This is a genomic window from Shewanella spartinae (assembly GCF_019457555.1).
Lineage (GTDB): Bacteria > Pseudomonadota > Gammaproteobacteria > Enterobacterales > Shewanellaceae > Shewanella > Shewanella loihica.
This window is the reverse complement of record NZ_CP080418.1, coordinates 4,282,747-4,297,899: the sequence shown is the minus strand read 5'-3', so window position 1 is coordinate 4,297,899 and position 15,153 is coordinate 4,282,747. Positions and strand designations below refer to the sequence as shown.

Here is a 15,153-nt window from a genome sequence, read left to right as displayed (position 1 = left end):
CGCGCGATACGGGCTACAACAGACTTGATCTTATTTATAATTTCGCCTCTTATAGTTGTCGATGATTGGGGGCTCACAAACGATGCCACCAGATACCGAGAAAAATTCTATCTGCTCACGAATGAGGGAACGACAGATGATGCGAAAGATTATCGCACTGTGCCTCTCCATTGGGGGAATCCTCTCCTCCATGGGGGCGCAGGCAACTCAAGCCGAAGACATAAAAAGCTTCACGTTAGATAATGGCATGAAAATCATGGTGCTAGAAGACGCCTCGATCCCAAATGCCAACATGTATCTATTTTGGAAGGTGGGATCCCGCAACGAGGTGCCGGGCATCACAGGGATCTCCCACTTCTTCGAACACATGATGTTCAACGGCTCGAAGAAATTTGGTCCTAAGATGTTCGACCGCACCATGGAGGCGGCGGGCGGCGCCAACAACGCCTACACCACAGAAAATCTGACCGTCTACACCGACTGGTTCCCGGCCAATGCCCTGGAGACCATCTTCGATCTTGAGGCCGACCGTATCGCCCATCTGGATATCAATCCTGAGATGGTTGAGAGTGAGCGTGGCGTGGTCGCCTCCGAGCGCACCACAGGCCTGGAAAACTCTAACTGGCGTACTCTGCAGGAAGAGATTAAGGGCGCCGCATTTCGCGCACACCCCTATAGCTGGTCTGTCATAGGTCACGAGTCGGATATCGCCGCCTGGACCCAGGACGATCTGGTGCAGTATCACAAGACCTACTATGCGCCTAACAACGCCGTGGTGGTGATTGCCGGTGATGTGAAGCTTAACGAAGTCAAAGCCTTGGCCAACAAGTACTTTGCGCCGATCCCCGCTCAGACTCCGCCTCGCGAGGTGAAGACGGTCGAGCCTTTGCAGAAGGGTGAGCGCCGCGTCTTCGTACAGAAGGCCTCGGTCAGCACGCCGAACGTAATGCTGGCCTATCATGTGCCGGCGACCTCGAATCAGGATTATTACGCTTTGGATCTGCTCTCTTCTATCCTGACCACGGGCAACAGCTCGCGCCTGTATCAAGGGCTGGTGGAGAAGCAGGTGGCCATCGAGGTGGAAACCTATATGCCGATGAGCTTCGACCCTAACCTCTTCTATGTGATGGGCGTTGCCAACCCTGGCATCACAGCCCAGGAGCTGGAGAGCGGCATGATCGGTGAGATCAACCGTATCGCCCGCGAAGGCGTGACCCAGGATGAGCTTGAGAAGGTGAAGAATATCAAGCTGATGAATTTCTACCGCGCCATGGAAACCATTAACGGCAAGGCCAATACCTTAGGAACTTACGAGCTCTATTTCGGCAGCTTCGACAAGCTGTTCAATGCGCCTGAGGCCTATAACAAGGTGACCCCAGAAGATATTCAGCGTGTTGCGCAAACCTATCTACGTCGCGCCAACCGCACCGTTGCCGTACTGGCGGCCACAGAGGAGAGTGACCAATGAAGACCCTATTGACTCAAATTCCCCAAGGCTTTGCCAAGCTGGGCACGGCGGCCATGGTGGCCGGCGCCCTGGCACTCTCGGGCTGCGCCGCGACGACAACGAGCCAGACGGTCGACACCGGCAGCTTCAGCATGCCCACCTATGAGCAATATCAACTGAGTAACGGCATGACAGTCTATCTGATGCCACAGACAGAGGTGCCACTGATCACCGTCAGCGCCGTGGTGCGCGCCGGTGCGGTCAAGGACACCACCTCAGGGGTGGCCAACATGACGGCCAAGTCCTTGTTGCTGGGCGCTAACGGCAAGAGCAAGTCAGATATCGAGCAGATGGTCGACTTCTTAGGCGCTTCAATTGCCGCCGATGCGGGTAAGGAAGGCAGCTTTATCGATGCCGACTTCATGGCGAAAGACACAGACAAGATGCTGCCTCTGGTGCGGGATCTGCTGCGCGCTCCCGACTTCGATGGCGGCGAGTTCGACAAGCTGCGTCAACGTGAGATGGCGGGCCTGGCTCAGGAGAAAGAGAGCCCACGCGTGGTGATCCATCGCTACTTCGACAAGCTGGTATTTGGCGATCACCCTTACGGCAATCCGGCATCGGGTACCCGTGACTCGCTGGCCGAACTGACGGTTAACCAGCTGCGCGCCTTCCACAAGAGCTATTATCAGCCGCAGAACATCGCCATCTCTGTGGTCGGTGATTTCGAGCCAGGCAAGATGAAGGCAAGACTCGACAAGCTGTTTGGCGATTGGCACAACGGCGAGGCGATCGCTAAGCAAGACCTGGCCGAGGGTCAGCCGTCGCTGGATGCCAGCAAGGTGCTCTTGGTCAATAAGGGCGATGCCATCGAGACCACCTTCCTTATCGGTGGTAAGGGCATTAGCCGCAACAATCCAGATTACGTGGGGCTACAGGTGGTCAACACTATCCTGGGTGGCCGTTTCACCTCCTGGCTCAACGATGAGCTCAGGGTGAACGCCGGTCTGACCTATGGTGCTCGCTCGGCCTTTACCCCCTATTCTCAAGGGGGCGTATTCAGGATCAGCACCTTCACCAAGAGCGATACTACCAAGGAGGCGATCGATCTGGCGCTGAAGACCTATTCGCGTCTGTGGCAGACGGGGATAGATCAGCCGACCCTGGACTCGGCCAAGGCCTATGTGAAGGGGCAGTTCCCGCCTAAGTTCGAGACCAGCGAACAGCTGGCCGGCCTGCTGTCGAGCATGTACCTCTACGGTTTCGACGATAGCTTCATCAACGACTTCCAGAAGAATGTCGATGGCCTGACCCTGGCGGAGACCCAGCGTCTGGTGAACAGCTACTTCCCACAGGATAAGCTGCAATACGTGCTGATTGGCAACGCCAGCAAGATCGCCGATATCGCCGCCCAGTATGGTGAGGTGAAGCAGGTGGAGATCAATGCGGTCGGTTTCTCGCAATAAGCCTTCTCGATAAGAGATAGCTAGTTAGGCTAACTCAATAAAGGCTCGTCGGCTAACGCTGGCGGGCCTTTTTTATCGGCTATTGGAGCTAGCGTAAACGGGTGAGCGGTTCGCATTTCGATGGGCTTTCATCTAGGGTTAACTAACACCTTAACTAACGCCTTAACTAACACCTTAACTAAGTCCTAGCCCAGCCCTATCAGGAGATGCTCATGACCCAGGTTATACCGCCCCGCTGCGACACATGCGCCTGTGATGACGCCGACTGGTGCCACCTGCAGGAGACCACTAAGCTGCTGCTATTGGCGACAGCGCAGATAGAGCTATCGCTCACCGATGGCGACCATAATGTCACCGGACTTGGGCAGCTGTTTACCCAGATGGCCGGGCATCTCACCGAGGTCAATCGACATCTCCATGGTACGGCCGATACGCCAGCGGCGATTCTGGCCCACAGCGACAGCCTGATGCAGGCAATCGACAGCGGGGTGATGGCGTTTCAGTTCTACGATCGCATCTCCCAGCGGCTGAATCATGTGATCACCGCGCTGAGCCTGATGGAGGCCATGTTGGGAGATGAGCAGCGGCGTCACTCCCAGGCGGCCTGGGCAAACTTGCAAGGGGAGATACAGGCGCATTATTCTCTCGATTGCGAGCGGCAGATGTTTGCGGCTCTGCTTGAGGGCGTGCCGATATACGAGGCGCTAAACGCCTATCGAGAAACTTATTTACAGCAAACAAAACAAGATGTTGAATTATTTTAAATCGCTCATTTTACTCTCGGCCATACTGTTTTCATCGATGGCCTTGGCGGAGAAGATAGCCCTGCCCGACTTCTGTCAGGCCCTGGCGGGGCGCTGGCAGGGGGAAGCCTCCAGGCCCAAGGGCCAGGTAAAAGCGGTACAGGTGCAGGGGCTATGTAGCGGCGATCGGCGTCAGCTGACACTCTCGGTGAGCGAACACGCCAGCCACCCGCTGAGCGAGACCTGGTGGTTTCGCGAGGGAGATGGCGAGATAAAGCTTACCTATTTCAACGGCGTCGACCCGGATAAGACTCTCTTCTTTACCCTGTACCGGGAGGAGAGCGGCTTCTCTCTGCTGGGCAAGGGTCTGGTGCAGCAGCGCCCGGCGATGATCCACCTCAGCTTCGCGCCGCAGGGAGATGGCTGGTTATGGCTACAGAAGGTGCAATATCTGGATCAGGACGATGACGAATATCAAGTCTATCGCGGCATCGCCCTCAACCCTGCCTCATAAATTCACAGAAAGGGTTTAGCAGGCGCCCTCGTAGCCGAGCTGACGCCAGGCCTCATAGCTGATGATGGCGACCGAGTTAGACAGGTTGAGGCTGCGGCTGCTGGCGGCCATGGGGATGCGCAGGCGCTGGCTTGTGGGGATAGATTCTATGATTTCCATCGGCAGGCCGCGGGTCTCGGGGCCAAACAGCAATACATCGTCCTTCTCGAAGGCGATCTCGCTGTGGGGGCGACTGCCCTTGGTGGTACAGGCCATGATGCGCTTGCCGGCCATGGCAACTAGAAAGCTCTCGAAGTCCTTGTGGCGGGTGACCCGGGTCAGATCGCTATAGTCCAGCCCGGCGCGGCGCAGTTTCTTCTCTTCAAGATCGAAACCCAGAGGCTCGATAAGGTGCAGCTGGCAGCCGTTGTTGGCGCACAGGCGGATGATATTGCCGGTATTGGGGGCAATCTCTGGCTCATAGAGGGCGATATGGAACATCTTGGCTTACCTTTGAACGGATGAGCGGCGATTATAAGGGAAATGGGGATGGGGGAAAACTGCCCTTTTGCAGAGGGTAGTGGCCTGACTGATGAGGAGAGGCTGGTTAGTCGTTGTGGCTTTTATCTGCTATCGACCTATTGCCTATTTATTGCCTAAGGCAGATCACCTAGCCTTGATTGATGGTATTAAGGCCAGGGAGTGTATATGGAAAACATTGGCAGATTGCGGGATTTTATTCAGTCCTTTACTCGGCTGGTTGAGCAGGTCGGCTGCGATGAGGCGCGTATCTTTTCCGAGGGTAAGGCGCTGCTGGCGGAGCTTATTGCTCATGATGACTGGCTACCTCATGCTTTTGCTCAGCCGAGTATTGAGAGCTATCGGCAGTATCTGCTCTACTGCGATCCAATGGAGCGTTTCTCTGTGGTGAGCTTCGTCTGGGCACCGGGACAGACCACGCCTGTTCATGACCATACCGTATGGGGCATGGTGGGCGTACTGCGCGGCGCCGAGCGCTGTGAGGAATATGAGCTGGACGAGGCCGCGGGCTTGCGGGCCAGTGGCAGTCATGAGTTGCCCGTTGGCGGTGTCGATCTGGTCTCGCCAGATATCGGCGATATCCATAGGGTTTCTAATGCTCTATCGGAGGGGGTATCTATCAGCATTCATGTCTATGGTGGCAACATAGGTGCGGTGCAGCGCCATGTTTATGATCCTGATACCGGGAGTAAGAAGCCATTTATATCTGGGTATTCGAATAGTGTGATGCCGAATATATGGGATCGCTCCGGCGAGTAGGCCGATTGAGAAAATTGGGTTACTAGCGCCTAGACTGAATATCCTTTACTGTGGCCATGCGCATCCAGAGTTAGTTAATCGGCGAGAATAGCTTAGAATGATGCATTGGCTAAGTAATAGCTTAAGTAATAGCTTAAGTAATGGAATAAGTAACGGATTGAAGTCATGGAAGAAAATGTTGTAAAGCAAGAAGGCTGTTACCTCTCTACTCTAGAGCATATGCAAACCTTTGTCGGCCGATGGTTTTATATCTATACCGATAGGGGCGAGCTGAATCGATAACATTTAAGAGTCAGAAAAACGCATTTGTTATCCCCTTGAATTCAATCTCTAATATTGAATCTGGGATTTACCCACGCACGGCTAAACCTTTTCCTCTGAAGTATATAAAGATCACCTACAGTGATGAGGGAATAAGCCACGCTTTGATGTTAACGCCCTGCAAGTCAGGGTTCTCGTCTGTCTGGAAAACGAATAAGTCGGTAGAAGGTTGGTTGTCGGTATTGGATGGGGTGGTGTCGACACTCCAGGGTATTCATAGCTAACCTCACTACATTAGGGCTCTAGTTGTCACGGTTTAGCGTCTGACTGAGCTAATGTTTGATAGGGATTTGAAGGTCAAACCTTCGCTGCTGCATAGCGCCTGCCCGGCGAGGGATGTGCAGATACGCCTGTGAGACGCCGTGAATAAGTCCCTTTAGGCTCTGCCGAAACATCCATGTTTCGGAAGCTCACCGGCGTATCTACACTCAGTATCAAACGTTTCTTCGATTTGGCGGTGTTGGGGAGAGAAGGGAGTTAAAGCGCTAACTTATTTATGCCCTAAAATGAGTTAGCTCGTTGTCGGTGGTTCAGCAACGAACCTACTTTCTGATCTAAAGATATTCATCGTTACACTCCTGTGATGTAATTCACTACCCCCCATTAAAAACTGAATCAGCATACTGTCATATTAAAATCATAAGGATTTTGAACGATTTTCAGCCTGTATTCGTGCGCGTTTTTCTGGATGGTTTATTTGAAGCAAAGGTGATAACTTCTTTGTAATACAATCAGTTAATAATGCGCATTTTCACTGCTCTAACGAGGTAAATGCACATGCCCACTAATAAAATGTTATGTGCCAAGGTAAATACTATGAAATTCCTGTTTATTCTGACATTACCATTGTTCGTTGCGTGCACAGGAACACAAACATATGCAACATTTCGGGCCGGCTCAGATAGTTTTAGTACACTTGATAATGTTTTTGAACGTAGTTTATGCAATGGTGAACAAGACACCGTTCAAGTCAAAATTCATTTTGATCAACGTGACGGTGTAGAAATGTTGGAGCTAGCTAAAGAGGATATAACAAAAGGAACTATAGACTCAGATGAAATAGAGCAAATCTGTGTTAGTAGCTACCCGTTTGAGGTGACTATTTTTAACATTAACTCTCGTACGTCGATCTCTTGTTTTACTCTGTTAGACAATGAGCAGTCCGAGTTTGTGACATTTGTAAAGTCATCACCGGAAGTGCAAAGCTTACCAAAGTCAAACTGCAGGTATTATTGAGCAATGGCACATAACAATAAAATTAAGTCACTCGCTATCGCTCGCTGGCACGCTAACATGCAGGGCCGCTTAGCTATTATGCCCTACGCGTTATCGCCCCTTATTTAAGAGTTAGGTGTATCAGAGGGTTTAGATGTTGAAATCACTATTCTTATCTTTAGCACTTCGAGAAATAAATAAAGGCGGTACACATTTTTATTCTGTTATATCCGCGTCGACAACTCTGTCATTTTTTATACTTCTAAACTTGTGGTCAATGTTACTGTTTAGCGAGTATTTCTTTGGCGGTTTAGTTACAAGTCTAAACAATGTTTTATTTAGCGAGAAGCATTATATTGCTACTGTCGTAATTGCGTTTTTTGTCGTTATGGCAATCATCTATCAGCGCTATAATAACTTGAATTTATTTTTATTAGCTAAACAGCATCAAATTCGTAATGCTAAATGTTTTGCTTATGGCGTTATTAGCAGTATTGTATTTATATGTGCTTTACTGGTGGATGTATAAGTGAAAGGTGTAAGTTCATGATTTAATTGGTTAGTTTGTCGCATCTGATTTTCACAGGTTTTTCGAGTCGCTCAAGTTTAGCTAACTCAATTTTCCCAATAGGCGGGTGTTAAATGTCAGAGAAAATACATACCACATGCAATAAATGGCTCGAGGAGCTTGAGGAAGAAGCTAAGATTTGTGTCTCAGATGAAATCAATGAAGAGGCACAATCAAATATGGTGTCGTTTGGCTTTAATCAAGAACTGCTCAAAGAGTTGGGTAGAGAATCAGCAGAGGAGTTTTTAACCGGTTGTGCAGATCTTTACCAACGAAAGAGCCGTGATCTAAATATGATTTTCTATGCATGGTTTGAAGAGCAGGCAGGTCAAATTCGTATATCTGCGGTTAGTCAATCTCATGGTAAGTTGCCTTTTTCCTGCAAATTAAATTTAACTGACTTGAGCCAAGTGGTAAATGGCATCTACTCCGAAAACTCTGGCTTGTATACAAAAGGTACTCTGGATGTTTGGTGCCAAAATATTTAACAAGTGTATATTGTCTCCCAACGAGTTGGGACGGTTTATGCTGCGCTTCGGCTGTCCCAAATGTGGGCATTAGGTAAACATGGCAAGTCACGGAAGAATTCTAAAAATTGGTAGGAGTATTGGCGCTATTTCGGTAGCTTTGTTCTGCTTGTTGCTTTTCCCTAGCCCTGCTTTTGATGCTTGCTCGGGTGAAAACAATGCTTTTATTTGCGGATATTGGCCTGATTTACTTACCGGTTTCTTATTTGTGAGTTGCGGCTATTTATTGGGGCCTCGAACAAAAGCTCACAACTCAATCTTACTAGTGTTGTTTATATTTTTTGGTAGTGCTGAAACTATCCGCTTTAGCGGTCTTAGTGATGTGTTTGTTTACGCTCCATATCAAGAGTTCTATTATGGTGGTTTTATCGCTATGTTTTTGCTGTTATTGTTCTATGTCGTTAAGGATAAAATGGCAAAATGTACCTAACAAGTGCCATTGGGGAATGGATGGAAAATGCTTACCATGTGCTCTTTTGTTGCAAATGTGGTTAAGTGGTTTTTTTGGTCTCTTATACGGGCGCTAACTGGATAAAAATAGTTTGACTATATATTTCGAAGTTACGACAAACGCAAGTGTCGACTTATTGATAACACCAATTTTTATTTTTTTACTAATCACGATTGTTCTCAAGTATCCAGTGTTCTCGGAGGTCACATCTAAAGTAACCAAAATAAAAAGAGTTACTTTGGTTCGTGCATTCACAGGTTTAATGGCTTTTTGGGTAATAGCCTTTGTTTTTAGTTATATGAGGCAAGTCGAGTTGCAAAATATAGTCGAAAATAAAACGTACTCAAATGTCAAAGGTTGCCTAACAAATTACAAGGTGAAAAAGCCAAAGCAAGGTACTATTGTCGAGTCTTTTAATGTGGGGAATGTTGATTTCGAGTTTTCAAACTATGATGACCCATTATATTTTCATAGCAAAGATCACTTGGATAATTTTCTAAAAGATGGGCAATGTGTATCCATCGACTATGTGAAAAAAGGTAGAAGTAACAAAATTATAAAGATATCCAGTTCAAGCTAGCCTTCCAAATCTAAAATCAGTTTGATGCTAGCTTACTAAGCTAGCGGTATCTTTATGAAAAGATAGAGCCTGCCGGGATTGTGTCCCGGCAGGCTCTATGCTTTTAACGGAGAGTGAGGTTAGAAGAAACCTAGCGGGTTGACGTCGTAGCTGACGAGCAGGTTCTTGGTGTTCTGGTAATGGCTGAGCATCATCTTGTGGGTCTCGCGACCTATGCCTGACTTCTTGTAGCCACCGAAGGCGGCGTGGGCAGGGTAGGCGTGGTAGCAGTTGATCCACACGCGTCCCGCCTGAATGCCGCGGCCCATGCGCTGGGCGCGGTTCATGTCGCGGGTCCAGACGCCGGCACCCAGGCCATATTCGGTGTCGTTGGCGATTGCCAAAGCCTCGGCCTCATCTTTGAAGGTGGTGACCGAAATAACCGGGCCGAAGATCTCCTCCTGGAAGACGCGCATCTTGTTGTGGCCCTTGAGTATGGTGGGTTCGATATAGAAGCCGCTGCTCTGATCGCCAGATAGCTGACAGCTGGTGCCACCAATTAGCACCTCGGCGCCCTCGTTGCGGCCTATCTCCAGGTAACTCAGGATCTTATCGAATTGCTCCTGGGAGGCCTGGGCACCTACCTGGGTGTCGGTATCCAGTGGGTTGCCCTGCTTGATCGTCTTGGCGCGGGCTATCACCTTGTCGATAAACTTGTCGTAGATGGACTCGGCGATCAGCACCCGTGACGGACAGGTACAGACCTCGCCCTGGTTGAAAAAGGCCAGCAGCATGCCTTCAACTGCCTTATCCAGATACTCATCTTCCTGTTCCATCACATCGGCAAAGTAGATGTTGGGTGACTTACCTCCCAGCTCTACGGTTGAGGGGATCAGCGACTCGGCGGCGCACTTGAGGATATGGTGACCTATCTGAGTCGAGCCGGTGAAGGCCAGCTTGGCGATGCGCTTGCTGACCGCCAGTGCTTGACCCGCCTCGGTGCCGAAACCGTTGACGATATTGAGCACGCCGGCTGGCAGCAGATCTTGAATCAGTTCGACCATCACCAGGATGGAGACGGGCGTCTGCTCGGCGGGCTTGAGCACTATGCAGTTACCGGCGGCCAGCGCAGGGGCGATCTTCCAGGCGGCCATCAGCAGCGGGAAGTTCCAGGGGATGATCTGGCCGACGACGCCTAGCGGCTCGGGGAAGTGGTAGCTGACGGTGTTGTTGTCGATATCGGCGGCGCTGCCTTCCTGGGCGCGGATACAACCGGCGAAGTAGCGGAAGTGATCCACAAACAGCGGCAGATCCGCGTTCAGGGTTTCGCGTACTGCTTTACCATTTTCCCAGGTCTCGGCTACGGCCAGAAATTCCAGATTTTGCTCGACGCGATCGGCTATCTTCAGCAGTAAGTTGGAGCGTTCGGTCACCGAGGTCTTGCCCCAGGCATCCTTGGCGGCGTGGGCGGCGTCCAGCGCCAGCTCGATATCGCGTTCGTCCGAGCGGGCCACCTGACAGAACACCTGGCCATCGACGGGTGAGCGGTTATCGAAATATTCCCCGCCCACAGGCGCGACCCACTGTCCCCCAATGAAGTTGTCGTAACGGCTGTTGAAGTTAACTATGGCATCTGTCGTGCCTGGCTTGCTGTAGATCATCTTGAGCTTCCTTGTATGGTTTTGTCTTGTCGAAAGACGCCTCTGCCGGGCGTCCTATTTTTATGTTTAAAAAACAACAGGTTTAAATTTTTTAGCTGTGTCCCATTTGAGTGTCACGCTTGTGTTCAATAGCGCGCAGCTTCCTACTAGCTAAGGCAAAGCCTAGGCCAAACTGGCAGGAGTTGTGATGTGGCTGGAGTAACAGTATGATGAAAAACTAATTTTTGATGTCCGAATGTGTGTGGTCCAGGATGGTGTAGCACTGGCAGTTGGCATGCACTGTGACATAAGTGCGCACCTCGGGTGTGCCAAAATGGAACACTGTTATGACGATAGCTCCACAGACACAGGCTTGGCTGTCTGACTCATGGTCTCGTAGTCAGGGCGCAGGGTTAAGCGAAGCCAAGTTACCGCAAGAATTACGACTCAACGCCGACGCACTCGCCGAGCGGCATCACGCCAACAAGCAACTCATCAATCTCACCAAACAGCATGCATTGCCCCTGTTTAATCAGATGATGGCCCACAGTCAGAGCCGGCTGATCCTCTCGGATCGCGACGGCTATGTGCTCTGCCATTGGGGCGTTAGCCGCTACTCGGACAAGCTGGCCAACGTCGCCCTGGATGTGGGGGTCAATTGGCGCGAGGAGCACAAGGGCACCAACGCCATAGGCACGGCCCTGACCGCCAGGCAGACGGTGGCGGTGATCGGCGAGCAGCACTTCATCCGTCACCACAGATTTATGAGCTGCACCGCCAGCCCCATCTTCTCCCCCGAGGGAGAACTGCTCGGCGCCATCGACATCACCAGCGAGCAGCAGCGTCACACCCAGCAGACCCTGGTGCTCATCGCCAGCCTGGTGCAACAGATAGAGACGGCGCTCTTGTGTCATCTGCCCGGGAGTCACTACCGCATCGATCTCGCCGAGCAGGCGTCGCTGATCACCTCAGGCTGGCAGGGGATAGTGGTGGCCAATGTCGACGGCAAGATCTTAGGCTGCAACGCCATGGCCAAGCGTCTGCTACACAGGCCGCGCATCGGCGACGATATCGACCGTCACCTGGGTGCAAGCTGGAACAGCGGCGAGCAGGTGTGTCAGGACCAACGTCTGCACCTCAAGACCCAGCAGCTGGTCGAAACCCGGCCAAGCCAGCTGGTGAGCCAGCAGATAGGCGTGCGTTTTCGCGACCCTAAGCTAGAGCGCGCCTGGCAGCAGGCCAACAAAGTGGTGGGGCGCAATATTCCTCTGCTTATCTGCGGCGAGACAGGGGTGGGCAAGGAGCAGTTTGTGAAGAAACTCCATGGTCAGAGTGCCCGCGCCCAGGCGGCGCTGGTGGCGGTCAACTGCGCCGCGCTGCCCGCCGATCTGGTGGAGTCTGAACTCTTCGGCTATCAGGCCGGGGCCTTCACCGGCGCCTCCCGTCAGGGGTTCGAGGGCAAGATACGTCAGGCCGACGGCGGCTTTCTGTTTCTCGACGAGATAGGCGAGATGCCGCTGGCGACCCAGAGCCGTCTACTTCGGGTGCTGCAGGAGCGCGAGGTGGTGCCCGTGGGCGGTAATCGCAGTTACAAGGTGGATATTCAGGTGGTGGCCGCGACCCACGCGGATCTGCGCCAGCTGGTGAGTGAGGGAGCATTTAGGGAGGATCTCTACTATCGCCTCAACGGCCTGCAGGTGTCGCTGCCGCCCCTGCGTCAGCGCGCGGATATCGAACGCATCATTCACAAGCTGCATAGGCGCTATCGCCAGGCGCCGCAGCAGCTCTGCCCTCAGCTACTGAGGCGACTGTTGGCCCACGACTGGCCGGGCAACCTGAGGGAGCTGGACAACCTGATGCAGGTGGCCTGCCTGATGGCCGATGGTGATCCCGAACTTAACTGGCAGCATCTGCCCGACACCCTGCAGGCCCAGCTGCAGGGGCCTGAGCAGACGGGCGAGCAGATGGCGGCCTGCGAGAGTGAGCTTAGCCTGATGGTCAACGCCAATATCGTCTCAAGCTTCCACAGATTTGAGGGCAACGTCAGTCGCTGTGCCAAACACTTAGGGATCAGCCGCAATACCTTGTATCGAAAGCTCAAGGCCCTGGGGCTCAAACCCTGATCTAGCTATGCGCAAGCTGCATGCAGTTCATGCAAAATGTGCAGTGTATTCATGATGGCAGATGCACTAATCTGTCAGTCCATTTTGTTGTTAAGGAGGCCCCATGTTCAAGGCACTCGTATTGACCCAGCTAGATAGACAGACCCAAGCCGATGTGAAACTGCTGCCCGAGAGCGATCTGCCCGAGGGTGAGGTGCTGGTGGACGTGAGTTACTCATCGCTCAACTATAAGGATGGCCTGGCGATCACCGGCCTTGGTAAGATCATTCGCGAGTTCCCCATGGTGCCGGGCATAGACTTCGCCGGTGTGGTGAGCGAGTCGGCCGACCCTAGGTTTCAGCCCGGTGACGAGGTGATACTGACCGGCTGGGGCGTGGGCGAGAACCATTGGGGCGGCATGGCCGAGAAGGCGCGGGTGAAGGCCGACTGGCTGGTGCCTATGCCTAAGGGCTGTGACGGCGCCAAGGCGATGATGATTGGCACGGCAGGCCTGACCGCCATGCTGTGTGTGCAGGTGCTGCAACAGGCGGGCGTCACCCCAGAGCAGGGCGATATCTTAGTGACAGGTGCCAGCGGCGGCGTAGGCTCGGTGGCCGTGACCCTTCTGGCTCAGCTTGGCTATCGCGTGGTGGCCAGCTCGGGCCGGGTCGAGGTTAACGGCGACTGGTTAAAAGCATTGGGCGCCAGCGAGGTGATCGATCGCAGCGAGCTTGAACAGGACAGCCGTCCGCTGGAAAAACAGCGCTGGGCGGGTGTGGTCGATACCGTAGGCAACAAGGTGCTGGCCACGGCACTGGCACAGATGCAATATGGTGGCAGCGCCGCCATTTGCGGTCTGGCGGGCGGTTTTGCCCTGCCGACGACCGTGATGCCCTTTATTCTGCGCGGCGTGAACCTCTTGGGTATCGACTCAGTGGCCTGCCCCATCGACAAGCGCATCAAGGCCTGGGAGCAGGTGCTCGAACTCTTACCCGAGAGCTATTATAAGCAGGCCTGTCAGACCATAGGCCTGGAGCAGCTGGGCGAGTACGCCGCCAAGATAGTTAAAGGCAAGGTCACCGGCCGGGTGCTGGTAAAGGTGTAGCCTTTAATCTCAGAAAAAAAGTGGCCATTGGGCCACTTTTTTTTGCCTGCTCATCGGCTAATGGTATCTCTACCGCTAAGGCGTGGCTCGCCGCGCCTAGGACTTCCCTTGCTGGCCAAGTAGCGGCCGAATGAGTTCGGTGATCTTGCCCCGCAACCAGGCCTGGGCCTTATCCAGCTCGCAGCGCGAATGCCAAAACAGGCTGTAGTTGAGTGCGGCGATCTCAAAGGGCAGGGGCTTGACCCTGAGTCGGTGGCGGGCGGCGGCCATCTCGGCCAGTCCCTCGGGCAGGGTGATAATGAGGGGATGAATCGACAGTAGGGCCAGGGCGCTGTCTAGATGCGCGGTGCGCAAGCACTCGTGCCGGGGCGGATGCTGGGCGATGGCTGCATCGACGATCGCCTTCACCCCGTCGCTGATGGCGATGGTGGCGTGGGGATAGTGCAGGTAATCCGTGAGAGTTAATGGGCGGTCCGCCACCGGGTGATAGCTGGAGACCAGGCAGCTGACGCCAACCCTACCCAGTGGCGTGCTGGCAAGTGGCGACACCTGACCCAAGGCGCGGCAGATTGCCATATCGACCCCTTGCAGGCTGAGCTGCGAGGCGAGCGTCTGGTGCTGTACCGGTAGGATATTCAGCCTGATGTTTGGCGCCTGTTGATAGATCTCCGGCAGGATGAAAGGCAAGAGACCCTGAATGGCAAAGTCGGTGGCCGCCAGGGTAAAAGTTTGCCTGCATTGGCTGGGCACGAAAGCATTGGGCGTCAAGAGTGTGAGCAGTTCGCTGGTCGGCCCCTGAAGCTGCCGGTAGCAGTCCAAGGCGTACTGGGTGGGTACCAGTTGCTGACCCACCCGAGAAAACAGCGGGTCATCCAGCATTTGCCTTAGCCGTGCCAAGATACGGCTGGTGGCTGATTGGCTCAGGTGTAACCGTTTAGCGGCGCGGGTGACGCTGCACTCCTCGACCAAGACTTGCAGGGCGATTAATAGGCTTAAGTCCTGTCGATAGATATCTTCGAGTTCCATAGGTCTGCTGAGGTAGGTCTACATAGGGCCTAACTTACCAGTGCGGGCCAGCTCTTGCCTGACTTTTTATCTTGCCGCTGAGTCAAGTCTCACTCCCCTCGGGGGTTATGGGCTATGGCGTCATGCTTTGGAATGGTTTCCAAAATACTCACAAGGTAGTGTTTCTGGATGATTTTTGAGCTGGCTACAAG

At 53.0% G+C, this 15,153-nt stretch carries 14 protein-coding genes; 11 read left to right on the top strand and 3 right to left on the bottom strand.

What is annotated here, in order from left to right; translation table 11 throughout:
* Positions 1-136 precede the first annotated feature (136 nt).
* From K0I31_RS18600 to K0I31_RS18585, 4 genes are all read left to right on the top strand, one after another.
* On the top strand, positions 137-1,468 hold the full coding sequence (locus tag K0I31_RS18600) for a M16 family metallopeptidase (protein WP_041406786.1): 1,332 nt from the start codon (positions 137-139) through the stop codon (positions 1,466-1,468).
* A gap of 53 nt (positions 1,469-1,521) precedes the next feature.
* Positions 1,522-2,913, top strand: coding sequence for a M16 family metallopeptidase (locus K0I31_RS18595; RefSeq protein WP_434086932.1), 1,392 nt, complete (start codon positions 1,522-1,524; stop codon positions 2,911-2,913).
* Positions 2,914-3,125: 212 nt separating this feature from the next.
* Positions 3,126-3,677, top strand: a complete 552-nt coding sequence (locus K0I31_RS18590; RefSeq protein ID WP_220079334.1) for a hypothetical protein — start codon at positions 3,126-3,128, stop codon at positions 3,675-3,677.
* The gene (locus K0I31_RS18585) at positions 3,661-4,170 is read left to right on the top strand and encodes a hypothetical protein (RefSeq protein ID WP_220079333.1); all 510 of its coding nucleotides are present in this window, start codon (positions 3,661-3,663) and stop codon (positions 4,168-4,170) included. The genes K0I31_RS18590 and K0I31_RS18585 overlap by 17 nt, the downstream gene beginning before the upstream one ends.
* Positions 4,171-4,185: 15 nt before the next feature.
* Here the strand turns inward: K0I31_RS18585 and trmL are convergent, their stop codons facing one another.
* Positions 4,186-4,650 (bottom strand): tRNA (uridine(34)/cytosine(34)/5-carboxymethylaminomethyluridine(34)-2'-O)-methyltransferase TrmL, encoded by a 465-nt coding sequence (gene trmL, locus K0I31_RS18580; RefSeq protein WP_144201498.1) that lies wholly within the window; start codon positions 4,648-4,650, stop codon positions 4,186-4,188.
* Positions 4,651-4,857: 207 nt separating this feature from the next.
* Here trmL and K0I31_RS18575 point away from each other — a divergent pair, with 207 nt between their 5' ends.
* The 5 genes from K0I31_RS18575 to K0I31_RS18555 all read left to right on the top strand — a co-directional run bounded on the left by K0I31_RS18575 (position 4,858) and on the right by K0I31_RS18555 (position 8,509).
* Positions 4,858-5,448, top strand: a complete 591-nt coding sequence (locus tag K0I31_RS18575; RefSeq protein ID WP_220079332.1) for a cysteine dioxygenase family protein — start codon at positions 4,858-4,860, stop codon at positions 5,446-5,448.
* Positions 5,449-6,585: 1,137 nt separating this feature from the next.
* Positions 6,586-7,005 carry a hypothetical protein gene (locus K0I31_RS18570; RefSeq protein WP_220079331.1) on the top strand — a complete coding sequence of 140 codons (420 nt, stop codon included), beginning with the start codon at positions 6,586-6,588 and terminating at the stop codon, positions 7,003-7,005.
* A gap of 133 nt (positions 7,006-7,138) precedes the next feature.
* Positions 7,139-7,513 (top strand): hypothetical protein, encoded by a 375-nt coding sequence (locus tag K0I31_RS18565; protein ID WP_220079330.1) that lies wholly within the window; start codon positions 7,139-7,141, stop codon positions 7,511-7,513.
* Positions 7,514-7,626: 113 nt separating this feature from the next.
* Complete coding sequence (locus K0I31_RS18560; RefSeq protein ID WP_220079329.1) at positions 7,627-8,040, top strand: hypothetical protein; 414 nt, start codon at positions 7,627-7,629, stop codon at positions 8,038-8,040.
* A gap of 79 nt (positions 8,041-8,119) precedes the next feature.
* Positions 8,120-8,509, top strand: a complete 390-nt coding sequence (locus tag K0I31_RS18555) for a hypothetical protein (protein WP_220079328.1) — start codon at positions 8,120-8,122, stop codon at positions 8,507-8,509.
* Between the two features lie 720 nt (positions 8,510-9,229).
* Here the strand turns inward: K0I31_RS18555 and exaC are convergent.
* The gene (gene exaC / locus K0I31_RS18550; protein ID WP_011867368.1) at positions 9,230-10,750 is read right to left on the bottom strand and encodes an acetaldehyde dehydrogenase ExaC; all 1,521 of its coding nucleotides are present in this window, start codon (positions 10,748-10,750) and stop codon (positions 9,230-9,232) included.
* Positions 10,751-11,076: 326 nt separating this feature from the next.
* Here exaC and K0I31_RS18545 point away from each other — a divergent pair, with 326 nt between their 5' ends.
* Positions 11,077-12,852: a sigma-54-dependent Fis family transcriptional regulator gene (locus tag K0I31_RS18545; RefSeq protein ID WP_220079327.1), complete on the top strand. Its 1,776-nt coding sequence runs from the start codon at positions 11,077-11,079 to the stop codon at positions 12,850-12,852.
* 103 nt (positions 12,853-12,955) lie between these two features.
* Positions 12,956-13,936 (top strand): acrylyl-CoA reductase (NADPH), encoded by a 981-nt coding sequence (gene acuI, locus K0I31_RS18540; RefSeq protein ID WP_220079326.1) that lies wholly within the window; start codon positions 12,956-12,958, stop codon positions 13,934-13,936.
* A 96-nt stretch (positions 13,937-14,032) separates the two neighbouring features.
* On the opposite strand, the gene K0I31_RS18535 is transcribed toward acuI, so the two are convergent.
* The gene (locus K0I31_RS18535) at positions 14,033-14,962 is read right to left on the bottom strand and encodes a LysR family transcriptional regulator (RefSeq protein ID WP_220079325.1); all 930 of its coding nucleotides are present in this window, start codon (positions 14,960-14,962) and stop codon (positions 14,033-14,035) included.
* Between the last annotated feature and the right edge of the window lie 191 nt (positions 14,963-15,153).